27 protein-coding genes and 1 tRNA gene are annotated in these 24443 nt (G+C 69.8%); 13 read left to right on the top strand and 15 right to left on the bottom strand.

Annotation, left to right across the window (positions count from 1 at the left end; genetic code table 11):
• Positions 1-63 precede the first annotated feature (63 nt).
• The 5 genes from ACZ7LV_RS30060 to ACZ7LV_RS30040 all read right to left on the bottom strand — a co-directional run bounded on the left by ACZ7LV_RS30060 (position 64) and on the right by ACZ7LV_RS30040 (position 4343).
• Entirely contained in the window at positions 64-816 is a 753-nt protein-coding gene (locus ACZ7LV_RS30060) for a class E sortase (RefSeq protein WP_471943883.1), read from the bottom strand.
• Positions 817-829: 13 nt separating this feature from the next.
• Entirely contained in the window at positions 830-1999 is a 1170-nt protein-coding gene (locus ACZ7LV_RS30055; protein WP_471943882.1) for a class E sortase, read from the bottom strand.
• A complete protein-coding gene (locus ACZ7LV_RS30050) occupies positions 1996-2634 on the bottom strand; it encodes an aminodeoxychorismate/anthranilate synthase component II (RefSeq protein WP_471943880.1) in 639 nt (212 codons plus the stop codon). Before ACZ7LV_RS30050 ends, ACZ7LV_RS30055 begins: the two co-directional genes overlap by 4 nt.
• 212 nt (positions 2635-2846) lie before the next feature.
• Positions 2847-3542 (bottom strand): class E sortase, encoded by a 696-nt coding sequence (locus ACZ7LV_RS30045; protein ID WP_471943878.1) that lies wholly within the window; start codon positions 3540-3542, stop codon positions 2847-2849.
• Positions 3543-3563: 21 nt separating this feature from the next.
• Positions 3564-4343, bottom strand: a complete 780-nt coding sequence (locus ACZ7LV_RS30040; RefSeq protein ID WP_471943876.1) for a DUF881 domain-containing protein — start codon at positions 4341-4343, stop codon at positions 3564-3566.
• 142 nt (positions 4344-4485) lie between these two features.
• Here ACZ7LV_RS30040 and crgA point away from each other — a divergent pair, with 142 nt between their 5' ends.
• Positions 4486-4740 carry a cell division protein CrgA gene (gene crgA / locus ACZ7LV_RS30035; RefSeq protein WP_365457356.1) on the top strand — a complete coding sequence of 85 codons (255 nt, stop codon included), beginning with the start codon at positions 4486-4488 and terminating at the stop codon, positions 4738-4740.
• A gap of 324 nt (positions 4741-5064) precedes the next feature.
• Here the strand turns inward: crgA and ACZ7LV_RS30030 are convergent, their stop codons facing one another.
• Both ACZ7LV_RS30030 and ACZ7LV_RS30025 read right to left on the bottom strand, forming a co-directional pair.
• Positions 5065-5949 carry a rhomboid family intramembrane serine protease gene (locus ACZ7LV_RS30030; RefSeq protein WP_471943874.1) on the bottom strand — a complete coding sequence of 295 codons (885 nt, stop codon included), beginning with the start codon at positions 5947-5949 and terminating at the stop codon, positions 5065-5067.
• A 152-nt stretch (positions 5950-6101) separates the two neighbouring features.
• Positions 6102-6635: a peptidylprolyl isomerase gene (locus ACZ7LV_RS30025; protein ID WP_471943872.1), complete on the bottom strand. Its 534-nt coding sequence runs from the start codon at positions 6633-6635 to the stop codon at positions 6102-6104.
• A gap of 319 nt (positions 6636-6954) precedes the next feature.
• Here ACZ7LV_RS30025 and ACZ7LV_RS30020 point away from each other — a divergent pair, with 319 nt between their 5' ends.
• Entirely contained in the window at positions 6955-7668 is a 714-nt protein-coding gene (locus ACZ7LV_RS30020; protein ID WP_471943871.1) for a DUF5324 family protein, read from the top strand.
• Between the two features lie 546 nt (positions 7669-8214).
• On the opposite strand, the gene ACZ7LV_RS30015 is transcribed toward ACZ7LV_RS30020, so the two are convergent.
• Positions 8215-8287 (bottom strand) — tRNA-Ala (locus ACZ7LV_RS30015).
• A gap of 182 nt (positions 8288-8469) precedes the next feature.
• Here ACZ7LV_RS30015 and ACZ7LV_RS30010 point away from each other — a divergent pair.
• Together ACZ7LV_RS30010 and ACZ7LV_RS30005 are read left to right on the top strand one after the other, a co-directional pair.
• A complete protein-coding gene (locus ACZ7LV_RS30010) occupies positions 8470-9018 on the top strand; it encodes a helix-turn-helix domain-containing protein (RefSeq protein ID WP_471943869.1) in 549 nt (182 codons plus the stop codon).
• 187 nt (positions 9019-9205) lie between these two features.
• A complete protein-coding gene (locus ACZ7LV_RS30005) occupies positions 9206-10894 on the top strand; it encodes a serine/threonine-protein kinase (protein ID WP_471943867.1) in 1689 nt (562 codons plus the stop codon).
• Between the two features lie 58 nt (positions 10895-10952).
• Here the strand turns inward: ACZ7LV_RS30005 and ACZ7LV_RS30000 are convergent, their stop codons facing one another.
• Together ACZ7LV_RS30000 and ACZ7LV_RS29995 are read right to left on the bottom strand one after the other, a co-directional pair.
• A complete protein-coding gene (locus ACZ7LV_RS30000; protein ID WP_471943865.1) occupies positions 10953-12014 on the bottom strand; it encodes a hypothetical protein in 1062 nt (353 codons plus the stop codon).
• 592 nt (positions 12015-12606) lie between these two features.
• The gene (locus ACZ7LV_RS29995; protein WP_003999697.1) at positions 12607-12735 is read right to left on the bottom strand and encodes a DLW-39 family protein; all 129 of its coding nucleotides are present in this window, start codon (positions 12733-12735) and stop codon (positions 12607-12609) included.
• Between the two features lie 371 nt (positions 12736-13106).
• Between ACZ7LV_RS29995 and ACZ7LV_RS29990 the strand changes: the two genes are divergently transcribed.
• Positions 13107-13490, top strand: a complete 384-nt coding sequence (locus ACZ7LV_RS29990; protein ID WP_471943863.1) for a DUF6344 domain-containing protein — start codon at positions 13107-13109, stop codon at positions 13488-13490.
• Positions 13491-13839: 349 nt separating this feature from the next.
• Positions 13840-14715 carry a hypothetical protein gene (locus ACZ7LV_RS29985; protein WP_471943861.1) on the top strand — a complete coding sequence of 292 codons (876 nt, stop codon included), beginning with the start codon at positions 13840-13842 and terminating at the stop codon, positions 14713-14715.
• 30 nt (positions 14716-14745) lie between these two features.
• Here the strand turns inward: ACZ7LV_RS29985 and ACZ7LV_RS29980 are convergent, their stop codons facing one another.
• Positions 14746-15141: an HGxxPAAW family protein gene (locus tag ACZ7LV_RS29980; protein ID WP_471943859.1), complete on the bottom strand. Its 396-nt coding sequence runs from the start codon at positions 15139-15141 to the stop codon at positions 14746-14748.
• A gap of 84 nt (positions 15142-15225) precedes the next feature.
• Between ACZ7LV_RS29980 and ACZ7LV_RS29975 the strand changes: the two genes are divergently transcribed.
• Positions 15226-15726, top strand: coding sequence for a MarR family winged helix-turn-helix transcriptional regulator (locus ACZ7LV_RS29975; RefSeq protein ID WP_471943858.1), 501 nt, complete (start codon positions 15226-15228; stop codon positions 15724-15726).
• Here ACZ7LV_RS29975 and ACZ7LV_RS29970 read toward each other — a convergent pair whose 3' ends face one another.
• The 4 genes from ACZ7LV_RS29970 to ACZ7LV_RS29955 form a co-directional block, all read right to left on the bottom strand.
• Positions 15727-16446 (bottom strand): hypothetical protein, encoded by a 720-nt coding sequence (locus tag ACZ7LV_RS29970; RefSeq protein ID WP_471943856.1) that lies wholly within the window; start codon positions 16444-16446, stop codon positions 15727-15729.
• Between the two features lie 433 nt (positions 16447-16879).
• Positions 16880-18310, bottom strand: coding sequence for a tyrosine-type recombinase/integrase (locus ACZ7LV_RS29965; protein ID WP_471943854.1), 1431 nt, complete (start codon positions 18308-18310; stop codon positions 16880-16882).
• Positions 18311-18325: 15 nt separating this feature from the next.
• On the bottom strand, positions 18326-18571 hold the full coding sequence (locus ACZ7LV_RS29960; RefSeq protein ID WP_471943852.1) for a hypothetical protein: 246 nt from the start codon (positions 18569-18571) through the stop codon (positions 18326-18328).
• A gap of 216 nt (positions 18572-18787) precedes the next feature.
• Complete coding sequence (locus ACZ7LV_RS29955; protein WP_471943851.1) at positions 18788-19219, bottom strand: helix-turn-helix domain-containing protein; 432 nt, start codon at positions 19217-19219, stop codon at positions 18788-18790.
• A gap of 240 nt (positions 19220-19459) precedes the next feature.
• Between ACZ7LV_RS29955 and ACZ7LV_RS29950 the strand changes: the two genes are divergently transcribed.
• From ACZ7LV_RS29950 to ACZ7LV_RS29925, 6 genes are all read left to right on the top strand, one after another.
• The gene (locus ACZ7LV_RS29950) at positions 19460-19972 is read left to right on the top strand and encodes a hypothetical protein (RefSeq protein WP_471943849.1); all 513 of its coding nucleotides are present in this window, start codon (positions 19460-19462) and stop codon (positions 19970-19972) included.
• An 82-nt stretch (positions 19973-20054) separates the two neighbouring features.
• The gene (locus ACZ7LV_RS29945; protein WP_471943847.1) at positions 20055-20648 is read left to right on the top strand and encodes an RNA polymerase sigma factor; all 594 of its coding nucleotides are present in this window, start codon (positions 20055-20057) and stop codon (positions 20646-20648) included.
• Positions 20645-21331 (top strand): BN159_2729 family protein, encoded by a 687-nt coding sequence (locus tag ACZ7LV_RS29940; RefSeq protein ID WP_471943845.1) that lies wholly within the window; start codon positions 20645-20647, stop codon positions 21329-21331. Before ACZ7LV_RS29945 ends, ACZ7LV_RS29940 begins: the two co-directional genes overlap by 4 nt.
• The gene (locus ACZ7LV_RS29935; protein WP_471943843.1) at positions 21328-21618 is read left to right on the top strand and encodes a hypothetical protein; all 291 of its coding nucleotides are present in this window, start codon (positions 21328-21330) and stop codon (positions 21616-21618) included. The genes ACZ7LV_RS29940 and ACZ7LV_RS29935 overlap by 4 nt, the downstream gene beginning before the upstream one ends.
• A complete protein-coding gene (locus tag ACZ7LV_RS29930; protein WP_471943841.1) occupies positions 21615-22880 on the top strand; it encodes an AAA family ATPase in 1266 nt (421 codons plus the stop codon). Before ACZ7LV_RS29935 ends, ACZ7LV_RS29930 begins: the two co-directional genes overlap by 4 nt.
• A 75-nt stretch (positions 22881-22955) precedes the next feature.
• Positions 22956-24425, top strand: a complete 1470-nt coding sequence (locus ACZ7LV_RS29925) for a UvrD-helicase domain-containing protein (protein WP_471943839.1) — start codon at positions 22956-22958, stop codon at positions 24423-24425.
• The last annotated feature ends 18 nt before the right edge of the window (positions 24426-24443 follow it).

Here is a 24443-nt window from a genome sequence, read left to right as displayed (position 1 = left end):
GGAGCCCCGGCACCCCCTCTCAGGGTTGCCGGGGCTCCGTCGTACGTGGCCGTGCGGCGCGGTCTAGCGGCGCAGTTCCTTCGGCGGTGTGCGGTCGCCGTTCACCTTCTCCACGCGGTCCAGCTCGCCCCAGACGACGTACCGGTAGCGGCTGGTGAAGACCGGGGTGCAGGTGGTCAGGGTGATGTACTTGCCGGCCTTCTTGCGCCCGGACTCCGCGGGGATCGCGTCGAGGACCTTGACGTTGTACTTCGAGGTCTCGGGCAGGACGGCGTAGACCTTGTAGACGAACCACTTGTCCTTCGTCTCGAAGACGACCGGGTCGCCCTTCTTGAGCTTGTGGATGTCGTGGAACTTGGCGCCGTGGCCGTCCCGGTGGGCGGCGAGCGAGAAGTTGCCGTTCTTGCCGCTGGTGGGGAGGGTCGCCTTGACGGGGTCGGTGTAGTAGCCGGCGACGCCGTTGTTGAGCAGCTCCGTCGAGGTGCCCTTCTTGATCAGGATCTCGTCCCTGTTCATCGCCGGCACGTGCAGGAAGCCGATGCCGTCCTTGGTGTCCAGCCGGCCGGGACCGGTGGGCTCGGAGGTGGCCCAGTGGTCGCGGACCCTGTCGCCCTCCTGGTGCGCCTTGCGGTCGGCGAGGACGTTCGTCCACCACAGTGAGTAGACGACGAACAGGCCGAGCACGAGGCCCGCGGTGATGAGGAGTTCACCGAAGACGCTGACCGCCATGGCGATCCGTCCGGGTCCGCGGCGCCGTGGCTCGGGAGCCCCGGGAACGGCGTCGGTGTGCTCTTCACGATCGGTGGTCGCTGCCACGTGTCATCTGCCCTTAACTGACGAGCGCATCCGGCTTGCCCTTGCTGCGCGGCCGTTCCTCGACCATCTTGCCCCAGACGATCATCCGGTACTTGCTGGTGAACTCCGGTGTGCACGTCGTCAGGGTGATGTAGCGGCCGGGCTCGGTGAAGCCCGACCCCGGGGGTACCGGTTCGAGGACGCTCACGTTGCTCGGCGAGGTCACCGGCAGGATCGACGCCATGTCGTAGACAAAGTACGTGTCCTGCGTCTCGACGACGATCGGATCGCCCGGCTGGAGCTTGTTGATGTAACGGAAGGGCTCGCCGTGCGTGTTGCGGTGGCCCGCGAGCCCGAAGTTGCCGGTCCTGTCGTCGGGCATCGCCGTCTTCAACGCGCCCTCGGCGTAGTGACCGACCATTCCCCGGTCGAGCACCTTGTCGCTGTTGATGCCCTCGGCGATCGGCACGACCACGTCCAGCTTGGGGATGTGCAGCAGCGCGAAGCCCTGCCCCGGCTGGAAGGCACCCGGGTTGCGCTTGCCGTTCGCCCAGTCGTCCTGGAGCTGGCTGGCCTCGTTCCCGGCCTGCGCGTGCGCCCGGACGTTGGTCCACCACAGCTGGTAGGTCACGAAGAGCAGCATCAGCACGCCGGTGGTGATGAACACCTCGCCGATCAGCCGGCTGGCCACGACGGCGGCACCGGGCTTGCTCTCCCGCGCGAGCCTGCGCGCCTCGACACGGGAGAGCGGCCTGCCCCGGTCGCCGCCCTCCGCGGGTGATCCGGCCGGGGTGGCGGGGTCGGCGTGGGCGCCATGGCGCCCGTGGCGGCGCTTGGCGGCCTTTCTGCGGGCCGCACGGCCACCCGGAGCGGCTCCGGCCGCACCGGAGCCCGCCGACGTTCCTGTGGCTCCTGTGGCGCCCGCGGCTCGTGTGGTCCTGCCCCGGCCCGCCGCGGCCCCCGTCGCTCCGGGTCCGCCCGGCGGCTCCGGTATCCGCAGGGCCATCGTCTCGTCGTCCACCCGGGCCCCGCCCGTCGGTGCGGGGCCCGGGACACCGCCCGCCGGCCCCGGGTAGGGCTGCTGCCCGTACCAGTCCCCGAACGCACCCGCCGCCTCGTACGGCTGCTGCCCGTACGAGGTGCCCTGGTCGCCGGCGTCGCCGTAGGCGGTGCCGGACTCGCGCTCGGGGCGCAGCGCGGTCACGCCGTGGCCCTGCCCACCACCGGGGCGAGCCCCGCCGACCTCGCCACCGCGCCCTCGTCGCCGCACTCCGTCAGCCAGTTGGCCAGCATCCTGTGACCGTGCTCGGTCAGTACCGACTCGGGATGGAACTGCACGCCCTCGACCGGGAGTTCGCGGTGCCGCAGGCCCATGATGATGCCGTCGTGCGTCCGCGCCGTGACCTCCAGCTCCGTCGGCACGGTCGGTGGCTCGGCGGCCAGCGAGTGGTAGCGGGTCGCGGTGAACGGCGTCGGCAGGCCGGCGAAGACGCCCTTGCCCTCGTGCTCGACGAGCGAGGTCTTGCCGTGCAGCAGCTCCGGCGCGCGGTCCACGACCCCGCCGTAGGCCACCTGCATGGACTGCATGCCGAGGCAGACGCCGAAGACGGGCACGCCGGTGGCGGCGCAGTGCCGGACCATCTCGATGCAGACGCCGGCCTGCTCGGGGGCACCCGGGCCGGGTGACAGCAGCACGCCGTCGAAGCCGTCGCCCGCGTGCGTGGTCGAGACCTCGTCGTTGCGCAGGACCTCGCACTCGGCGCCCAGCTGGTACAGGTACTGGACCAGGTTGAAGACGAAGCTGTCGTAGTTGTCCACGACGAGAATGCGCGCGCTCACTGGTTGTCCACCGTCACATCGTTGAAGGGCAGCAGTGGTTCGGCCCAGGGAAAGACGTACTGGAACAGGACGTAGACCGCGGCCAGGATCAGTACCAGTGAGATCAACGCCCTGACCCAAGCGTTCCCCGGCAGATGCCGCCAGATCCAGCCGTACATGCCGTCCCTTCCGTCGCACCACGGCACCAGAAACCCACGCCGTACTCCACCAGACTAACGGCGCAGGGCGGCTGGTTTCCCGGCCTCCACGGGCTGCGTGGAATCCAGATGGGCCCAGACGATCAGGCGGTGGCTGTGGCCCCACTCCGGTTCGCAGGTCGTGAGGGTCAGATAGCGGCCCGGGCGTGTGTACCCCGACATACGTGGCAGCGGGTCGATCACCTCAACGTCCGTCGGCACGGTCTTGTACGGCCCCTTGTCGACCCGGTACGTGAACCAGGTCGTCCCGTCCGTCAGCACCACCGCGTCACCGGGCCGCAGCCGCGGGAAGTCCTTGAAGGGGTCGCCGTACGTCCGCCGGTGCCCCGCGACGGAGAAGTTGCCCCGCTGCCCGAGGTGCGCCGTACCGGCGTAGTGCCCGAGGCCCTTCTTCAGGGTGTCGGTGCGGGTGCCTTCGAGGACGGGCTTGTTCCACGTGAAACCAAGCCGCGGGATGTACATGATCGCGAAAGCCCGGCCGTTCTCGTAGGCCGCGGGTTCCGCGGGCGCGGCGGGGGTGCCCGGGGCCGCCGCCGTCTGCGACGGACGGACCTCACCCTCGGCCCACTGCCGCTGGAGCCGGTCGATCTCGTCGTCCATGACCGTGTCGGCCTTCACGCCGGTCCAGAAGAGCACGTAGGCGACGAACAGCACGATCACGGTGCCGACGGTGATGCACAGTTCGCTGACGGTCCTGACGACTAAGCGCACCGGCGGCTCCTGGGAAGGCGCTCACTCCATGGGCTGGGCGTACCGCAGATCCACTGTGCCCGAGTAGCCGGGCAGAGTCACCGTCCCGTTCTCCTCGACTTTCCAGCCGAGGCCGTACACGTTGACGTACACCATGTAGTTCTGGATCGCCGGGGAGGCGGAGAGCGCCTGCTGGAGCTTCTCGGGGTCCCCGACCGCGGTGATCTTGTACGGCGGGGAGTAGACGCGGCCCTGGAGGATCAGGGTGTTGCCCACGCAGCGCACGGCGCTGGTGGAGATCAGCCGCTGGTCCATGACCTTGATGCCCTTGGCGCCGCCCTGCCACAGGGCGTTCACCACGGCCTGGAGGTCCTGCTGGTGGATGACCAGGTAGTCGGGCTGGGGCTCGGGGTAGCCGGGGAGCTTGGCCGTGGCGTTCGGCGGGGCGTCGTCCAGGGTCACCGAGATCGCCTCGCCGGTGAGCTTGTGGGTCCCCGCCTCCTTCTCCAGTGCGGCGAGCTTGTCGTCCTCCGCCTTGGTGCTGCCGTCGCCCCGGTCGGCCAGGGACTCCACGTCCTCACGCAGGGCGGCGTTGGCCTCGCCCAGTTCGCCGTTGTTGCGGCTGCGTTCGTGGATCAGGTCCGAGAGCTTCAGCAGGGACGTGTCCGTGCGGATGTTGGTGCCCTTGGCCGTGTGGAAGCTGGTGAAGAAAATGAGGCCCGCGAGAGCGAAGACCGCCACCGTGAGCAGCCGCACGGGCCGGAAGGCCCATCGGCGCCCAGCGCTGGATCCCGTCCCGGGGGAGTCGGCAGAATTGCTCAACGTACCCTTATCTCCTTCGGCGCCACGGAAGCACTACGCTAACGGACGCCCGGGGGAGCGCTCAGTGTCCCCTTGTACGCTGCCCCCGAGCCCGACCCAGTTCCCTGCGCGGCCACGCAGCGCATCGACAGGAGAGACCCTCGTGCCGAAGTCACGTATCCGCAAGAAGGCCGACTACACGCCGCCGCCCTCGAAGCAGGCGACCAGCATCAAGCTGACGAACCGTGCATGGGTCGCACCGGTCATGCTCGCCTTGTTCCTCGTGGGCCTGGCCTGGATCGTCGTCTTCTATGTGACCAACAGTTCGCTGCCCATCGAGTCGCTGGGCAACTGGAACATCGTGGTCGGCTTCGGCTTCATCGCGGCCGGGTTCGGCGTCTCCACGCAGTGGAAGTAGCCGGTCTCCGCCCGGTGCGCGGCCCGTCGAAGGGCAGGCCACCGGGCGGTGAACGGAGTTCTGCCCACGGCTATCCGCTGAGTTATCCACAGCCCGGGGAGAATTTCCACACCTGACCTGGGGAAAAGACGACGATCTGTGGATAACCCATCGGACGTTGACGCCGGTACGACCGTCACACGATCCCCCGAATGCCCGTTCGCCCCCTTCCTGACCTGTACAAACACCGGCCAGCGACAGGGGGCACATGTGTTCTCGCACAGCGTGCACAAGATCCGACACACGCTGTGGACAACTGTCCAGCTCAGTGGATAACCCTCGGGCTCAAGTGAGCTGCGCTGTTCGCAGCAGCGTCACTCCGACCACCACGGCCAGCATCAGCGCGCAGACGCCGTACTGCACCAGGGCCCTGCGCTCACGCGGGGCGTGGACCATCACGTAGCCGATCACCAGGCCGGCGAAGAGACCACCCACGTGCGCCTCCCAGGCGATGCCGGCCACCGTGAACGTGAAGATCAGGTTGATCACCAGCAGCGCGAGGACGGGCCGCAGATCGTAGTTGAGCCGACGCATCAGGACGGCTGTCGCGCCGAAGAGCCCATAGACCGCACCGGAGGCACCGAGCGAGGAGGTGGTGGGAGCCGCCAGCAGGAAGGTCAGGGCACCGCCCGCGAGTCCGGAGATCAGGTACAGCGCCAGGTAGCGGACGCGGCCGAGGGCCGCTTCCAGGGGGCCGCCGAGCCACCAGAGGCTGAGCATGTTGAACGCGATGTGCCAGATCGCCTCGTGCGTGAACATCGAGGTGACCAGGCGGTACCACTCGCCCTCGACCACGCCCTCCGTTTGTCCCCAGGGCGCGGGCGGCCACGCACCCGTGAGCACCAGATCGTTCAATACCGAGGGACGGGCCTTGACGAGGAGGAAGACCGCGAGGTTGATCCCGATCAGGATCTTGGTCATCAGCCGGGGGTCGGCGGCGACCGTGCCGCCCGCGAGGGTGCGGGGGCGGGAGGCACCCGGCGCGTGACCGGTGCCGGCGGAGCCGCGGACACATTCGGGGCACTGGAAGCCGACCGAGGCGCTGATCATGCAGTCGGGGCATATCGGACGATCACAGCGCGTGCAGCGTACACCGGTCTCACGACCCGGGTGGCGATAGCAGACGGGCGCGCTCTCCGCGTCCGGCCGGCTGCCCTGCGCCTGGTCCATGAGCTCCCCTAAGTCGTCGTCGTGGCACTGCAACGCCCCGCTCATCTTTACGGACGAGCGGGGCGTTTGGTTCCCCACCGGGAGGTCTCGGGCCCCGCGTCAGGGCCCCGACCTCGGCACTCACGGGAACCAAGCCCGTGCGGGAGCCGGACTCAGGCCTCGCGGGACTCGACGACGACCGACTCGATGACGACGTCGTTGAGCGGACGGTCGGTGCGCGGGTTGGTCTGGGCGCCCGCGATGGTGTCCACGACCTTCTGGCTGGCCGCGTCCGTGACCTCGCCGAAGATGGTGTGCTTGCGGTTCAGCCAGGCCGTCGGGGAGACGGTGATGAAGAACTGCGAGCCGTTGGTGCCCGGGCCGGCGTTCGCCATGGCCAGCAGGTACGGCTTGTCGAACTGCAGGTCGGGGTGGAACTCGTCCCCGAACTGGTAGCCCGGGCCGCCCGTGCCGTTGCCCAGCGGGTCGCCGCCCTGGATCATGAAGCCGCTGATGACGCGGTGGAAAACCGTGCCGTCGTACAGCTTGTCCGTGGACTTCTCACCCGTCGCGGGGTTGGTCCACTCCCGCTCGCCGCCTGCGAGCTCGACGAAGTTCTTGACCGTGTTCGGCGCGTGGTTCGGGAACAGCCGAACCGCGATGTCGCCGTGGTTGGTCTTCAGGGTGGCGTAAAGCTGCTCAGCCACGATCTGCCTTCCGTTGTCTTCCTGTGACTCCACGATCCTCGCACGGTCCACGCCCGGCGTCGCCCGGCGCCCGCCTCCAGCCGTGTATCCGGGCGTTTCGCTTGCGGAATTCCCGACGAGTCGCCCCGGGACACGGGCGCTCAGCCCCGATCCGTGGCATTGTCGACGACAAGCTCCTGTTGTCCCTTATTCATCCGCTATTGCACCGCAATCGTGACCCGGATGCCCGCCCTCGCATGCCGCATCGCGCTCCGACAGGCATGATCCGTAAAAGGGTGGAAAGTCGAATTACCGTACGCCACCGAGGAGGAGGAAACCCGTGACCCGCATCGACAGCGTGCGCGCCGCGACCGGCTCGGCGAAGGACAGCGTGCTGCACGCCGCGGAAGTGGTGGCGCCCTACGCCGACACGGCCAAGGACCGGGCAGCGCACTACGCACACGAGGCACGCGTACGGCTCGCGCCCAAGGTGTCCCAAGCCGCCGGACAGGCTCGTGTCCAGTACGCCGCGCATCTCGCGCCGCATGTGGAGCAGGCCCGCTACCAGGTCCGCACGCATGTGCCGCCGAAGGTCGACCACGCCGCCCACGAGGCCGCGTCCCGCGCCCGCGGGGCCGCCCGCCAGGCCGCCGACTACTCCCTGCCGAGGATCGAGCAGGCGGTGGCCGCGGCCGGACCCGTCAAGGACGAGGCCGCGGCTCGGGGCGTCGCCGCACTGGCCGCGCTGCGCGGCCAGGTCTCGCCCAAGGAGATCCAGAAGCTCGTCCGCAAGCACGAGCGCCGGGCCCGGACCGGCCGGGCCATGAAGGTGCTGGCCGTGATCGGCGTCGTCGCGGGTGGCGCCTTCGCCGCCTGGAAGTGGTGGGACAAGCAGGCCAACCCCGACTGGCTGGTCGAGCCCCCCGCCGCGACCGAGGTCTCCGAGTCCGGCCGGCTCACGTCGGTGGACGGGAGCGGCCAGTCCGTTCTCGACCCCGAGGTGCAGGCCAAGCAGGCCGAGGACGAGGCCGCCCACCGCGACGACCGCGGCTGAGCCGAGATCGCCGAACGACTGTGGGGCGGGTGACCTGAGGGTCGCCCGCCCCACAGCGATGTTTCACGTGGAACCACAACCGACCTCCGGTGGCGGACATTTGGGGCCCTGGAGGTGCGGCGAGCCGCATGCGCCGCGATGAGAGTGATCGCGGATGCAATGGCGAGCCGGGTTCGTACCTCGTCACGGTGTGACGGGAGAGATAAGCGGCGGGCATTTGCGCAAAGGGGAGACCGCTCTGCTGGGCGGTCGGCCTGCCGAGGCCGCTGCCGATCGGCTCTCAGGTCGGCTGGGCTCTGCCGGGCTCGGGTCCCGGGCCCGAAGACGCACGCGTCACGGGCGGGAGGCCCCGGGGGGCCGACCGTGGCGCCGATCAGCGCTCCCGAACCGGCACGGCGGTACCGAGGACAGGGGATCGACCGGTGCCGTCGGATCGGACCGGGGCGTCGGCCCCGCCGATGCACCAACCCCGCCCGCCCGGCCCGCCCTCCCCGACGAAAAAAGCCCTCTGCACCGCGTTTCCGCAGTTCAGAGGGCTTTCTGCTGTGGAGCCTAGGGGAGTCGAACCCCTGACATCTGCCATGCAAAGACAGCGCTCTACCAACTGAGCTAAGGCCCCGAAAAGAGGACATCCGCCGGAAGTACCGCGTACCGGCAGGCGCCGCAGACCAGAGTAGCGGGTCACCCCCGGTATCCCGCAAAAAGATTGGGGGGTCCCCGTGAACGACCACTCTCCGTAAGATGCTCGGCGTGGTTCGCGACAGCGAACCGCCGTTTTAGGGGAAGCGATGGGGAGACGCAATGGACGCCGCACAGCAGGAAGCCACCGCAAGAGCGCGGGAACTGCAGCGGAACTGGTACGGGGAGCCGCTGGGGGCGCTCTTCCGTAAGCTCATCGACGATCTTGGTCTCAACCAGGCTCGTCTCGCGGGGGTGCTGGGACTGTCCGCACCCATGCTGTCCCAGCTGATGAGCGGTCAGCGGGCGAAGATCGGCAATCCGGCCGTGGTGCAGCGGGTGCAACTGCTCCAGGACCTGGCCGCACAGGTGGCGGACGGCAGCGTGAGCGCGGCCGAAGCCACCGACCGGATGGACGAGATCAAGAAGTCCCAGGGGGGCTCGGTGCTCAGCAACACCACGCAGACGACGAACAGTTCGGGGGCACCGACGGTCAAGCGGGTGGTCCGTGAGATCCAGTCCCTACTGCGGTCCGTCGCCGCCGCGGGGGACATCATCGACGCCGCGGACACCCTCGCCCCGACCCATCCCGAGCTGGCAGAGTTCCTCAGGGTGTACGGCGCGGGCCGCACATCGGACGCCGTCGCGCACTACCAGTCGCACCAGAACTGAACCGGGCGCCGGTCACGGCAGCGGGTGCCGCCGGGGGGCGCGGCGCCCACCCGTGACCGGGTGTGCCGCAGGGGGTGCGGCACACGTCCGGGAGGGGTTCTCCCACATGTCGAGGGGCAGGCAACGGGGGAGCCCCAGGACCGAACTGGGACTGAAGGGACCGCAGGGGGAGGAGCGACGCACCGCGATGGGAGAGATCTTCGCCGGGCGGTACGAACTGGTCGACCCGATCGGACGCGGAGGAGTGGGCGCCGTCTGGCGCGCCTGGGACCACCGCCGCCGCCGTTATGTGGCCGCCAAGGTGCTGCAACAGCGCGACGCGCACTCCCTGCTGCGCTTCGTCCGTGAGCAGGCACTGCGCATCGATCACCCCCATGTCCTCGCGCCGGCCAGCTGGGCCGCCGACGACGACAAGGTCCTGTTCACCATGGATCTGGTCGCCGGGGGGTCCCTCGCGCACGTCGTCGGGGACTACGGTCCGCTGCCGCCGCGCTTCGTCTGCACCCTGCTGGACCAGCTCCTGTCGGGTCTGGCCGCGGTGCACGCGGAGGACGTGGTGCACCGCGACATCAAGCCCGCCAACGTCCTGCTGGAGGCGACCGGCACCGGGCGGCCGCGACTGCGGCTCTCCGACTTCGGGATAGCCATGCGGCTGGGCGAACCGCGGCTGACCGAGACCAACCTCGTGGTGGGGACGCCCGGATATCTCGCACCCGAGCAGATGATGGGCGCCGAACCGGACTTCCCGGCCGACCTGTTCGCCGTGGGGCTGGTCGCGCTGTATCTGCTCGAGGGCGCGAAGCCGGACGCCAAGGCGCTCGTCCAGTACTTCGCCGAACACGGAACTCCGGGCGCGCCCACGGGCGTTCCGGAACCGCTGTGGCAGGTCGTGGCCTCGCTGCTGCAGCCGGATCCGATGGCCCGGTTCCGCACGGCCACGGGGGCGCGGAAGGCGCTCGCAGCGGCGGCCGAGTTGTTGCCGGAGCCTGGTCCTGACGACGAGCAGATCGAGATCTTCGACCAAGTCGGTCCGCTTCCATCGGGGTTCGGGGCGAGCGGACCACTCACGCCGGCGCGTGCGGCGCGGGCGACGGGACCGGCCGAGGGCTCGCACGGCGGACGCGGAGAGGTGCGGCCCGAGCGCTCCGGAGCAGCGGGGGGTGACCCCGCGTCCGTGGCCTCGCAGCCCCAGGGCTCGTCCGCGGGAAGCGGCTTCGTGCCGGGCGAAGGCCTGCCACCGAGCGCCGGGTCCATGCCATCCGGGATGCCACCCGCGGGCTCGCGCCCAGCTGGCGGTGCGCCGCCGCCCGAGGACCCATGGCCCGGCACGGGTTCGGGAACCGGCAGGGCCGGCGCCGTGAACGTACCCTCTGATCCCCGGCACCGGCAGGCACCGCCGGCGCAGCCTGCCGGCATGTCCGACACCGGCAGCTTTCATCTGCCCCCACCGCAGCCGAACGTCACCACGCGCCGACCCTCTGCCAGTCCGCCACAGCGGCAACAAGAGACCCAGCAGCCCCAGCAGCAACACGCCACCCCACCGCGCCCCCAGCACCACCCACAGCCCGAGCACCCGCGACCACAGCACCCTTCCTTCGCCTCCCCCCAGCCGCACACGCCGCGCCCTGCCCCCTCGGCGCCCCTTGAGGCCCCCTCGGTGTCGTCGCAGCGCGCTGATCCCTCTACTGCTTCGTACACCGCTCAAGACCCGCAGGTTCCGCCTTCCGCGCCCTCAATTTCCCGGCCGCCCGCCGGGCATCGCCGCGGCGGGCGACGTGCCCGGCGCCCCGGCCCACCCGCAAAGGCGGTGATCCCCCTGCTCCTGCTGGCCCTGGCCTGCTACGCCCTGGGGTTCTGGGCGCTGACCCGTATCTGACGGAACGACGCCCGAGGGAAACGCACCTGACGGCGGCACCGTGGAGAGGGGCCCTCGCCTATCCGGCGATCCCAGCCCTCCGCCGCGCGACGGCCGTCCACACGCCGAGCCCCACGAGGATCACGCTGCCCGCGCCGATCCCGCCCACGGCCAAGGCCGTCATGGCCTCGTCACCGCCGTCTCCCTGCCCCGCACCCCCGACCGCCGCCCCCCGGCCGCCGCCCAGGCCGCCTGCCCGCACGGCGAAGAGGCCCTCCGGCACGGACTCCCCCGCATAAGCGGGCCCGTCCTGCGCGTCCCCCTTCACGCCCACGCGCAACGTCAGCCCGAGCGGCCCGTCCCCGAACTGCTCGGCGACCTCCGAGGAAAGATGCACGGCAAGGTAATAGGAGCCCGCGAAGCGCATCCCGTCCACACGGCTGCTGAAAGAGAGACGGTTGGCGTGGTCGACCGGCGGAAGCGGAGCCAGCGCGGCGGCCCGCTGTTTGCCGTCGTACCCCACGCTCCTGTCCGCGACGAGGGCGCGCACGGGGTTGTAGAGGGAGAGGTCCAGCGCACTGCCGGCGTAACCGGAACCTCCAGTCGCCGTGCCGAGCTCGGCCGTGGCGGACACCTGCTGGCCCCAGTCGACCGGGACCTCGTAGAAGAGGGTCTGCCCGGGTGCGATGTCGTCGGTCCAGACACCGTGTCCCAGCGCGGCCGCCGTAGCGAACCCGGCACCGCCCCGGCGGCCCCGGGGCTCGTCCGTCGGCGGTGCGGGCGTGGCGAAGTCCCAGTCCTCCGGCGCCTGTGTGGCGCCGGCCCGCGTCAGCCCGGGCTCCTGGACCGCGGTGAGCTCGAGTTCCCACTCGGCAGGCGCGAAGTCGCTCGTACCCGAGCGTTCGACGACCACGTAGTACGTTCCGGCGCCCTGGCAACGGCTCCCGCCGACCTCGCGCGCACCCCCCGCCGCGATCGGATGCGGGCTGCGCGCGGCCCCGAAGGTGGTGGTCTCGGACGAGCAGGACCTGCCGTCGGCGTCCTGCACGGACACCTTGATGCCCTCGATCGCGGAGACGGCGGCGTCCGGGTCGGGCACGGCGGTGGCGGAGACGTACGCGTTCGAGGTGGCGTCGAGCACGAGGCGGTAGTACGCCTCCCCGCTGCCCGGCAGCGCGCTCCGGTAGGTGCGTCCCGGCTCCAGGCGAGCCGCGTCAGTGGTACCCGAGGCCCCGGGGACGGACCGGGCGTCCTCCGCGAACGCGAAGGACGAGGACGATGACGATGACGAGGTTGAAGACGAGGACGAAGACGAAGACGAAGACGACGAAGGGGACGACAAAGGGGAGGTCGAAGAGAAGGCCGAGAAGGTCGACGGTGAGGAAGCGGACGACGAGGACACCCCCGGCGTCGCCTCACCAGCCACAGCGACCCCGGACAGCCCCAGCCCCGAGGACGACCCCGCCGGCCCCGATCCCACAGGCCCCACCAGCCCCGCGAGCCCCGCAGAACCCGGCAGCACCAGCACCACCCCCGGCAGCGCGCGACTCACCGCCCGCCCCCACGCCGTACACCGCCGCCCGATCACGCGCAACCCACCCCCGGGAGTTCCGACCACGTACCGTCCGTGCCTGGCACATCCTGCACCCCGAGCACCTCGGCGAGCACCCGCATCACACGCAAAACCCCGACCGCAAGGCGGCCGGGGTCTGTTCAGATTCGGTTGTCGGTACTCACGAACCCGTGGGCACGGAGTCAGTCGCCTCCGTCCACAGATCCTGCTCGGCGCGATCCGCCTGGATCTGGCGGTACACGAGGAGCCCGCCGATGGCGGCCAGTGCGACCAGGAGAAGCTTCTTCACCGCGCGACCTCGTCTTTCCTTGACGTAGGGGACCTCTGGCGCCCGACTATACACACCGGCCGATATCGATCGGTGACCTGCGTGGGCGCCCCAACTTCCCTCCGGAATCGCGCACTAGAGGCCGAGCCGAAACCGAGTCACGACGGACCGCACCACCCCCCTCCCCGTGTGATCACCCCCTCACGGAGGGTGAGATTTGCCCCGACTTCGCCTCCCTCGCCCCGGCTTCCCAGCTTTTCTGGCCTCTTGCGTCCATCCGAGTGGTGTTCATCCGAAGATCCACGCGCCGCGGGCGTCGGTCCAACACTTCGCGAGCCCCATACACATCATGAGGAAAGTACGCAAATCGCCCAACCCGAAAGTGAGGGGCCATGGCCCGGAACTCGGTCATGAAACTGTGGAACGTCCTCGTCACCGCCTTCCTCGCGCTGTTCACGGCGCTCGGTCTCATTACCACCTCCGCCTCCGCGGCGGTACCGCAGCCCGAGCCGGCTCGCAACAGCGCCGCGAGCGTCACCGTGCCGACGATGTCTCCCTGGGCCTGGGTACACGCCAGGTCACTGCCCCCCACGATGAAACAGCGGATCCGGGCCGAGGCCCACGGAAAGTCACCGAGCTGCCGGAACCGTCCGCTCGCCGAGACCGACCAGACCACGGCCGAAGCCCCGGACACCGCCACCGCCGAGCGGACCGAGGACTGCGAGGCACAATCACCGCTCACCTCCGGACCCGAGTCGATGCCTCTCCAGCGCTGAGGCCGCCACTCCGCCTCCTCTTATCCCTTCTGCTCCACCTGCACCACCTGCTCCACCGCACCTTCTGCTCCTCCAGCCCCACCCATCCCTCACTCTTCACCCAGTCGTCGCGGCGAACTTGCGTACCCCGCGCCCAAGCCGAGGCCCGGCCACTCCACAGTGGCCGGGCCTTCGTGTTGTCGGCTCGCCTTTCCTGCCGTCCATCCCCTCCGTCACGTCCCCTCTGGGGGAAAATCGATGACGACGGCCCGCACGACGGCCACTCCTGAGCCACCCCTGAGCCACTGCTGGACACCCCTTCGCCGTCTGTGCCTCATGCGCCGCCTCCGTCACGTCGAGAGGAACGCCCGTGGACTTCGACACCGTCGCCGACGAGCTGTACGCGCTGCGGCCGGAGCAGTTCACGAGCGCCCGCGACACCCACGCCGCGGCGGCCCGCAAGGCCGGTGACCGCGCCCTCGCCGAGAAGATCGGCAAGTTGCGCCGCCCGAGCCTGTCCGCGTGGGCCAGCAACCTCCTGGTCCGTGAGCGGTCGGACGAGGTCGCCCCACTGCTGCGACTCGGGGAGGGCCTGCGCCAGGCCCACCACGACCTGGACGGCGCCCAGTTGCGCGAACTCATCCGCCAACAGCGCCTCTTGGTGGGCACCTTGTCCCGACAGGCCGCCCAACTCGCCGCACAGGCAGGCCGTCCGATCACGTCGGACGCCCAACGCGAGGTCGAAAGCACCCTGCAAGCCGTCCTCGCCGACCCGGACGGCGCCCGGGAGTGGGCGGCAGGCAGGCTGGTCAGACCCCTCGCCGCCGCCGTCGGGTTCCCGGCGGCGGCACAGGGCGCCGTACGCGCCGCTCCCCCCGTCTCCGAGGCGCCGAAGCCGGCCGCCGAGCGTCGGCGCGCGGCGGACGAGACCCAGCGGGAACGTCTGACGAAGGCACGTGCGGAGGCCGGTGCCGCCGAGGACGGCCTCCGGGCCGCGGAAGAGGAGGCATCGGCGGCCGCGCACGACGCGCGGAACGCCAAGAGCCACGCCGACGAGCTGAGACAGCGTGTCAGCGACCTGGGCGAGGAGCTGGCACGGGCCGAGGAGGAGCACCGGCAGGCCGCCGCCGCCGAACGTCAGGCGCGGGAGCGTACCCGCTTCGCCGAACGTCGCGTGAGTGAGGCCCGTCGCAAGGCCAGGACAGCGGCCGCACGCGTGGAACGCCTGACGACGGAAAGCCGCTGAGGCCCTTTCGGAGCCCGTCAAGGGCGAAGCTCACCAGGTCGGACCGGCCTCCGGCGCCCCGGACGACACGGTCGGCCGTGCGGCAGGTGCGGTCGACGCACCAGGCGTCGTCCGCCCGGCAGCCCCCTCACCCCGCCGCCCCGCCGCCCGACAACCAAGGCACCCCGCATGCCCCGCTCGTGCGGCCGTGTCCCTCACCCGCAGCCCCCATTCCGCCTCGGGCCGCGGCCCGGACGGCTTTCCCCACCCGGCGAGATGCAGACCCCAGGTGACCAGTGCGGCCACGACCACGACGCCCGCGCCCAGCCACAGGCCAGGCCGCCACCCGCACACCCCGAGGCCCAGCCCCGCGCACCCCACCGTGGCGATCGCGACCCCCGACCACCCTGCGATGGTGTGTCCCTCGTCGTATTCATGTCCGCCCACGTCTGCTCACCCCTCGGTCCTGTCCGTCCATGCCTACACTGCCTTAGCAGGTAAGCAATTTAACTTAGCAACTAAGGGATTTCAATGGAGGGCTCGCCCCCACCCCCCGCGCCTGTCTGGGCCGCGATCAACGCGATGGACGACTTCGTGGCGACGGCCATGTTCGGCCAGCAGGAGTTCGCCCGGAACCTGGGCCTGAGCGTCACCGACCTCATCTGCTTCGCGTACGTCCTCCAGGCCGGCCCGGACTCCCCCCTCACCGCGGGGGACCTGGCGGAGCGCGTGCACGTCACGACGGGCGCCGTGACCGGCATCCTGAACCGTCTGGAGCGCGGCGGCTTCGTGACCCGGCAGCCCGACCCCGCCGACCGCCGCCGCGTACGCGTGGTCGCCGTCCCGGCCGCCGCCGAACGGGTACGCGCCATCTACGAGCCGTACTACGTGCTTCTCGCCGAGTTCTTCACGCGCTACTCGTCGGACGAGATCGCGCTCATCACCGACTGGTTCACCCGCGCCGGCACGCTGTCCCGCACCTACCTGGAGCAGTCCCGCGAGGGCACGAGAGCCGACCCCGGCGCTCGTTGATCAGGGAGCGGACGGCACGGCGGCCGTGGGATCGTCCTCGCCCAGGGCGCCGCGCAGGGCTGCGGCGGCGAAGGCGACCATGGAGGCCACGAGCAACAGTGCGAGCGGGCCCCAGACCGCCGGGATCGTCCACAGGGGCCAGTCGCCGGCCTGCTGCGCCCACAGGGTCAGGATGGCCGCGGCGCCCAGGCCCACGCCGTGCCACCGCACCACGGCCGCGGCTCTCATGTGGCGGCGACCGCCTCGCGCGAAGAGCGACCACAGCGCTCCGACGAGGGCCGTCGCACCGAACGAGATGCAGGCGAGCGCGCCGCCGAGGCGGTCCTCCGGCCACTCCACGGGCCCCTCGGACGTCTGCTGCCGACGCCCGTCGCCGTCCCGCACCTCCACGACCTGCCCGTACCAGATCAGGCCCACGATCTTGTCGCCCGGCCCCAGCCGCGACGCCACGGGGTCCGCGGTGCGGAACGTCACGTCCCACGTCTTGCCGGACGGCAGCACCAACTCCGCCTCAGGCGACTCGCCCCGCGCCCCCCTGTGCATGTCGGCCTTCCGCACGGTGAAGTCCTGCTTCCACACGCACCCCGACACCTCCACCGGTACGGAGGCGCATGCCGGCGCGGCACGGAACTCCCGCTCCCGTTCCAGCACCCCGGGGACCTCGAAGGCCATCGCCACACCCACGACGAGCGACACCAGAGCGAGCACCAGCCACGCCACGGCCCCGCCGACTCTTTCCGCCTTCGACTCCACCGCTCCCCCTCACACTTCCCCAACCCCTCACCCCCGCATCCGAACACACCGGCCGACGGCCTCCCATGCCCCTGCCCAGCAGCACACAGCGCCTCGAAACTGCCGGACCCGGGAAACCAGCGCCGCCCCCGACCCTGGTCGCACCTCGACGGGTGCCGCCCGGACATGCCAAAGACCCCCGGCCCAAGTGGACCGGGGGTCTTCGTGCTGGTGGGGCTAACAGGATTTGAACCTGTGGCCTCATCCTTATCAGGATTCAGGCCTAACTAGTCGATCTTCGCAGGTCAGTTGACCTGTGCCGCGACCTGGCATCTACCGGCGTCTACCTCGCCCGTACCCTCTCCGCCCCAACCCCCATTAGGTCGCTGCTGGGGTAGTTCTGGGGTAGCCCTGGGGTAGCTCACGCCGCCGACACCGACCGCAGCCGACGCTTCGGCGGCCGCGCCGCACCGGGCTTCCGCTCCTCCAGCGCCGCAAGCACCTGCCCCGCGTAGTCGGCCGCAGCGTGGGTGTAGATCCACGTCACCTCGCCCGCGCGCTCATGCCCGAGGATCTCCTGAGTGATTACTTCGGGCACGCCGCGGTCGTGCAGGCGCGACGCGAAGGCGTGCCGACAGTCGTGGAAGTCGGGCCACCAGTCCGTGCGGTCGACCTTGACCGCGCGGGTGCGGCCGGTCTGCTCGTCGAGCTGCTGGACAGTCACGGTGCGGACGGTCTTCCGTACGACGCCGGCCTTGTCGATAGCGTCCGTCCACACGCGGCGGAAGGCGCTCCGTCGGAGCGGGGCGCGGTACGGCTCCCCCACAGAGCCGTTCACCCGAGATCCGCGGCGGACCTTGTTCCTGCCGTGGAAGACGAGTTCGTCCTCGCACAGTCCGTCCTTCGGCTCCGAGACGTCACGGCTCGGAGTGCCCTCCGCGCTCTCTTCCGCCCACAGGTCCCGGAGCACCCGAGCCGCGAGCCCGGTGAGCGGCACGGTGCGCAGGCCTGCGTCGCTCTTGGGGTACGACTTCCGCTTGATCTTGCCGCGCGGCTCCACCAGGACCTCGCGGACGTGGATGCGCCGGCCGTCGAAGTCGACGTTGCACCACCGCAGTCCGGCGAGCTCCTGAAAGCGGAGCCCGGTCTCCTGGGCGACGATCAGCACCGCGTGGAAGTAGTCAGGCAGCTTCTGCCGGATGAGCCACAGCTGGGCGTACGTCGGCGGCCGCCGGTCCTCGGGGTGCTTCTTCTTGATCGTCGGCAGCCGTACGCCCTCGGCCGGGTTGTAGGGGACACGGCGGTCCCGCTTCGCGGACTCCAGCATCCGGTCCAGGACCTGGAAGCACTTCGTCACCGAGCTGGCGGCGAGCGGACCGCCGTTCTCGTCGTGCAGGCCGTTCACCCAGGTCTGGATCTCCAGCCAGGCCAGCTCGTACAGCTTGTAGCTGCCGAGGGTGGGCGCGATGTGGATGCGCCACATCCCCTCGTCGCGCAACTGGGACTGCGTCCAGTCCTCAATCTGCGTGCGGCCCTTGGTCTGGGTCGGCCACCACAGCTTCCACCAGGCCGCGAGGATGATCTCTCCTCGGGCAGGGTCGATCCAGGTCCGCTGGCGCATCTCGGTGCGAGTCTGCTCCAGGGCATGAACGGCTTCGGTGTACGTGGGCCTGAACAGGCTCCGGCTTTTGCCGCTGGGGTCGGTGTACCGGCCTTCCCATGAGCCGGTGTGCTCGTCGGTGGGTGAGCGGTCGCCGGGGTGCCGCTTCAGGCAGGTCGGACAGCCGCAGCGCTTGGAAGGGCTGGGCCTCGGGTTGTTGGTAGGCCTGGTCTGGGCCTTCTTGCGCGCCATTGAGCGTGCTCCTGATCAGAGAGTGGCGCCGGCGGGCAGTGCGTCGATGGTGAGCTCGCTGGGAAGCTCTACGCGCGTACCGCAGAAGCAGAAGACGGCGCCGGGAAGGTCGGGTGCGCCGAGGTCCACAGTGAGGATCGCGTGGATCTCTCTGATCAGGTCGTGGGGGTGGGTGCCCCTGTCTACGAGGATGGTGACCTCGTCCGGGTCCCAGATGGCGATCGTCGAAAGGTCGTCGACCACAGCGATGCGAATGCACACAGGTGTCCCCCAGGATGTGCGTGCGGGCACGGAATGGGCCGCTCCGGGAGGACAGCGGGTGACTGATCGTACCTGTGTGTGAAGGACTTGTGCAGAGTGATTGGCATATTCGCTGGGTTTGTTTTAGCTCTCAACTATGGCCCCATACGCCCCCCTACCTGGGCAGATCGGACACCTAAAACAGGACGTATCCACTAAGGCAACCCTTAGTTTCTGTCACGAGGCGCGGCTAGCCCGCGCCGCCGCCTCGGCGTCCTTGAGCATGACGTCAGCGAGTCGCACGAGGTCGCGTTGCTTGGCCTCCGGAAGCTGACGGTAGAGCCGGAGCAACCGGGCTTCCCGTTCCTGGTCCGCGCGACCAGGCACTGGGCGACCGGACGCGCTGAACATTTCGGCAACCGACACGTCCACGCCCCATCGGCGGAAGACGCCCGCCAGGTCTCGGAGGGTGTCGGGCTCGATACGCGATGTGCCCCTCGTCCTGTTCATCCAGGCATTGAGGGTCGGATAGGAGATGCCGGCCTCGGCCGCCAAGTCCTTCTGTGTCCTGTCACGGACCTGATCGAGTAGGCGCTGGAGTAGAGCGGCCAAGTCTTCCGCCTGGTCCGCCTTGTCCGGCTCGACGGGATGGCTCTGGTCGCGGGTCACGGTAGGAGTTTCCGGGATGCGCATCTACATGCGCAAGTAGATCGAAGATTGATGGCCGGTCCTTGACCCCGATTTTCCGCCAGAGCGGGGAATCTACACGGCCCCTGTGCGCCCCAGTTGGGCACTCCAGCGCCCTCGTGTGTCTCTCTTGACGCGATATGCATCTACACGTAGATTGTAGATATCGCAGGTCAACAAGACCGGCGAACCCCCTACTGGCCATGCGCCGGAGGTTTCACCATGCGACGACTGGAGAAGGGAGCTCCACTCCGCGACGCCATGCGGGCGGCCGGATTGGACATCCCGCGCCTCGCCGCCGCGACGAAGAACGTAGATCCGAATGGCGAGGGACTGTCCCGAGCCTCGGTGGGCCACATCGTCGGCGCCGGCAAGACAGCCCGCGAAGAGTGCAGTGACCGAGCCGCGGAGCTCATCACAGCCGCACTCGCTGCGGCCCTCAACCGGGAGGTCACGGGCCTGTTCGAGGTGCCCGTTTTCACGCCGGAGCGATCTACATCTACACGCAGATCGCAGATTCCGGGGCCTCGGATGCCGCAGCTGCCAGAGCAGCTGATGACGCAACCGGAGCTCGCTGCCTTCCTCCGCAAGTCCCTGAGCTGGATCGATTCCCAGATCTCGGATGCGAGGGAGCGGGGCGAGGTCTGGCCCGGCCTGATCTACGTCGGCCGCAGCCGACGGTTCGACCCGCATGCGGTGCTCGCCGGCATGAAGCGGCAGCACGTCAACGCCTGACACCACGAAGGCCGCCCCGGACGCGACCCGGAACGGCCCTCACCACAACCCGCGAAACCCCTACGTCAAGGAGAAACAGGCCGTGACCTCAAAGGTTAACGACAAGATCAGCCCGCCGGGAGGCCCCAACCTGGTGGCCCAGGCCGTGGCGGGTGACCGCGACGCTTTCGCTGCTCTGTACAACGAGCACCAGCCCGCCGTGTTCGCCTACCTGTACAGGCGGACCCGGAACCGCGCCCTCGCGGAGGACCTGACGCAGGACGTCTTTCTGCGCGCCCTGAGCAAGCGGGAGACCTTCACCGGCGCGCGTGGTGGTGGCTTTGCCGCGTGGCTGACCGTGATCACGCGGAACATCCACCTGGACTACGTGAAGTCGTCCCGGGCCAGGCTGGAGGTGCCGGTTGCCGACTTCTTCGAGGAGGAGCAGCGGGACCGGTCCGCCGAGGGCTCGGCCCTGCGTGAGCTCGACATCGCCGAGGCCACCGAGACGGTCGTGACGGCGATGCGCAGCCTCAACCCGGCGCAGCGCGAGTGCGTGCGTCTGCGGTACATCGAGGGCTTGTCGGTGCCGGAGACCGCCAAGGCCATGGGGAAGGCCGTAGGCGCTACGAAGACCCTCACCTTCCGCGCCATGGAGAAGATGCGCACCGAGCTCGCCCGGGCGGTGGCCGCGTGAACGGGAACCACATCGAGCGCGGCCGTGTGCTGCACCGTACGCCCGCCGGCGGATGGTCCGAGCAGCCGCAGCCGCAGCAGGAGATGACCGAGCTGGAGCGGCAGGCACTCGCCTGGGACCAGTCGTGCCAGCGGGCCCGGACCGTGGCGGCCGTCATCGTTCGCGAGCTCGGCGAGCACCCCTCGTACCAGAACGTGCAGTTGGACGGAGACAGGGTCTTGGTCGCGCTGCACATCACCGACCAGGCCCAGTGGGTCGAATGGCGCCGCTACTTCAGCATCACGCACGACCAGGAGCAGCCGCTCCCGTACGCGGTGGCCGGGGTCGGCTACCGGGACGGCGTTCGGGTGTCGGTCGTGGCCTACGACCTCCCGGCGGTGCAGACCCGCACGGAACAGTCCGCAGCACGTCCGTTCCGCCTCGGCGGCATCGTCTACGACCTGGCGCTGCCGCAGCGCGACTCCCACGGCGACGTCTGGTACTTCCAGGGCGAACGCGCCTCGGACGGCATGCCGTTGCTGTCGCTGGACGGCCGCCCGGAGCGCTGCTCGCTCGCCAACATCGCTGGCCACGTCGGCCCGCTGACGCCCGTCACGACGGACGACATCTCGCCCGACCGTCCCGACCGCCTTACGCAGACCTTCGCCCCCACCCAGGTCCTTCGGGGAGAGGTGGACGAGTGAGCGCCTACACCACGGCCTACAAGGCCCTCACCAGCGGACGCCCTCTCCAGCCCACCGAGGCTGCCGCGCTTCTCGCCCAGCTCCGTAAGGAGTTCGGCGACGAGCTCGCGGCCGCCGTCGAGAAGGAGCTCGACGGCCGCTACCGGCGGACGGAGAAGGACACCGACGCCGAGTTCCGCAGGAAGCGCCGGCAGTACGGCGCCGCCATGCGCACCGTGAACCGCGTCCGCGAGTTCGCTGCCCTCCGCCTTTCCATGCCCGACCAGCGCAACCGGAGCACGTCATGACGACCTTCACCTTCGCCCCCGCGACCCGCGAGACTGCCAAGGCCCGGATTGCCCTCCAGGGCCCCGGCGGCTCCGGGAAGACGAAGACCGCCCTCCGCATGGCCGAGGCTCTCGCGAAAGGCGGGCAGATCGGCCTCGTCGACACCGAGCGCGGCTCCGCTCTCAAGTACGCCCCCGTCCCCGGTCGCCCGGACATCGAGGCCCACGAATTCGCCCACCTGCCCATGGGGTTCTGCTCCCCGGAGAACCTGATTGGCGCGGTGAACGCCGCCATCGAGGCGCGCGTCGCCGTCCTCATCATCGACAGCTGGTCTGCCTTCTGGGCGGGCAAGGGCGGACTCCTCGCCCGCGTCGACGAGGAGTCGAAGAAGGCTGGCAACTACGGCGGCAAGTTCACCGCCTGGGGCCCCGTGAACGAGCTGGAACAGGAGATGCTCGACGCTCTCCTCAACTTCCCTGGCCACGTCATCGTCACGATGCGGACGAAGAACGACTACGCGATGGAGGGGAAGACCGTCACGAAGATCGGCGTCAAGACCGTCCAGCGCGAGGGCGCCGAGTACGAGGTCGACGTCGTGATCGACATGATCGCGGGCACCGGCACGGTCACCAAGACCAGGTATTCCGCGCTGGATGGCGCTTGCGTCCACCACCCCGGCGAGAACTTCGCCGAGGCGATCCTGGAGCAGCTCGGCCAGGGCGTCGACCCCGTCCAGGTCATCGTGGACGAACTGGTCCGCGAGGGCCTGACCTATGACCGAGCGCTGGAGCTCCACGGCCAAGCCAACAACCGGCGCATCCTCGGCGCCGACCTGCTCCACCCGAAGAACAGCGAGCCCGCGAAGCTCGGCGACGTCATCAAGGAGTACGGGCAGGCCGTCAAGCCCGCCGCGACGCCCGTCACGACTGGCCCAGCAATCCCCTCCGCGCCGCCCGCCGAGCAGCAGCAGGACGCCCCGCCGGCCGGACCGTCGGACGCCCAGCAGGACCAGGGTCCGACGCCCGTCACGGCCCCGCAGATGCGGATGATGCACGCCTGCTTCACCAAGGTCGGTCTCGGCCACAAGGACAGTCGTGCCGCGCGGCTGCACTCGACGTCGCTGATCATCGGCCGTCAGATCGGCTCGGCGAACGAGCTGACGAAGGACGAGGCACAGACCCTGCTCGACACTCTCACGGCCTTCGGGGAGCGCGGGGAGACCGCGGCCGCCGACTTCGCCGAGATGGTCCAGGGCCTGGAGAAGGCCCTCACGTCCGCCTGATTCACCACTGACCGCGGGCCCGCCCCGACCCCACGCCGGGGCGGTCCCGCACCCCCTGAAAGGAGGTGCACCCCAGTGGTGAACCCCACCATCGAGCAGGCCGAGGCGATCGACGCGTACGGCGACGGGCTCGACCTGGTCCTCCAGGCCGGCGCAGGCTGCGGCAAGTCCGCGACGCTCAAGATGATCGCGAAGAGTGACCGGCGACGCCGGATGACGTACGTCGCCTACAACGCGTCCATCGCGGCCGATGCCCGCCGTTCCTTCCCGTCCAACGTGATGTCCAAGACCGGCCATGGGCTGGCCTTCGACCCGCGATACGGCGCGCGGCTCCAGCGGCCTCGCCAGACCGCGCACCAGGCCGCGCAGGCCCTCGACATCCGCTCGATCCTCGGGATCATCGGCGCGACCCCTACGGTCCTCACGGACCGGGGCGGGATGAAGGCCCTGACGTCGAAGATCATCATGCGGATGGCGCTGGACACCGTCGAGCGCTTCTGCCACAGCTCCGACCCGGAGATCATCCAAAAGCACGTCCCGCAATTCGACGGCCTGAAGAAGGCCCGCGGCGAGGTCGTGAAGCTGGTCCTGCCGGTGGCCCGGGCCGCCTGGGCAGACCTCCAGGACGACGAGTCCGTGCTGAACCTCTCCCACGACCACTACCTGAAGATGTGGGCGCTCAGCGAGCCAAAGATCCCGACGGACGTCGTGCTCCTGGACGAAGCTCAGGACACCAACGACGTCTTGAGCGCCGTACTGCTCGCCCAGGACCACGCCCAGCGCATCGCCGTCGGCGACTCCGCCCAGCAGATCTACAGCTGGCGCGGCGCCAACGACGCCCTGGAGGGCTTCGTCCAGAAGCTCGGCTGTCCCGAGCTGACGCTCAGCCAGTCGTTCCGGTTCGGCCCGGCCATCGCCGCCCGTGCGAACGTCTGGCTACACCTGATCGAGGCCCCGCTCCGGCTCGCCGGCTGGGAGGCCGCCGAGTCCAGCATCGGCCCGCTCGACGCCCCGGACGCGATTCTCTGCCGCACGAACGCAGGCGCGATGGGCATCGTCATGGAGGGCCTTGCGGCTGGCCGGAAGGTCGCCCTGGTGGGCGGCGGCAGCGCTATCAAGCAGCTCGCGTGGGCCGCCGAGGCGCTCCAGGGAGGCAAGCCGACCGATCACCCCGAGCTCATGGGCTTCACCTCCTGGGACGACGTCCGGCAGTACGCCGCCGAGGAGGACGGCTCGTTGGAGGTCCTCGTCAAGCTGGTCGACGAGCACGGATCCGAGCGGATCGTCACCGCAGCGGACGGACTGTGCTCGGAGACGCAGGCCGAGCTGGTGGTGTCGACCGCGCACCGAGCGAAGGGCCGCGAGTGGCCGACCGTCCGCATCCACGCGGACTTCCGCGCCCCGAAGCCGGACCAGAAGACCGGCCTGGTCATCCTGCCGCGCGAGGAGGCCCGCCTCGCCTACGTGGCCGTGACCCGGGCGCGCGAACAGCTCGACGACACCGCCCTCGCCTGGGTCCGCGACGTCACGGCGGTGACCGAATGAACCGCGCACAGCAGCCCC

The sequence above is a fragment of the Streptomyces sp. NPDC107562 genome (assembly GCF_055657325.1).
The sequence above is the reverse complement of the archived record's forward strand: the minus strand, read 5'-3'. Positions and strand labels throughout refer to the sequence as shown.

What these genes read in the sequence shown, in the direction of transcription:
- ACZ7LV_RS30030 (WP_471943874.1), bottom strand. Translation starts at nt 5,949, where the DNA reads ATGGACCAGGCGCAGGGCAGCCGGCCGGACGCGGAGAGCGCGCCCGTC.
- ACZ7LV_RS30010 (WP_471943869.1), top strand. Translation starts at nt 8,470, where the DNA reads ATGGACGCCGCACAGCAGGAAGCCACCGCAAGAGCGCGGGAACTGCAG.
- ACZ7LV_RS29930 (WP_471943841.1), top strand. Translation starts at nt 21,615, where the DNA reads ATGACGACCTTCACCTTCGCCCCCGCGACCCGCGAGACTGCCAAGGCC.
- ACZ7LV_RS29950 (WP_471943849.1), top strand. Translation starts at nt 19,460, where the DNA reads ATGCGACGACTGGAGAAGGGAGCTCCACTCCGCGACGCCATGCGGGCG.
- ACZ7LV_RS29965 (WP_471943854.1), bottom strand. Translation starts at nt 18,310, where the DNA reads ATGGCGCGCAAGAAGGCCCAGACCAGGCCTACCAACAACCCGAGGCCC.
- ACZ7LV_RS29990 (WP_471943863.1), top strand. Translation starts at nt 13,107, where the DNA reads ATGGCCCGGAACTCGGTCATGAAACTGTGGAACGTCCTCGTCACCGCC.
- ACZ7LV_RS29975 (WP_471943858.1), top strand. Translation starts at nt 15,226, where the DNA reads ATGGAGGGCTCGCCCCCACCCCCCGCGCCTGTCTGGGCCGCGATCAAC.
- ACZ7LV_RS30005 (WP_471943867.1), top strand. Translation starts at nt 9,206, where the DNA reads ATGGGAGAGATCTTCGCCGGGCGGTACGAACTGGTCGACCCGATCGGA.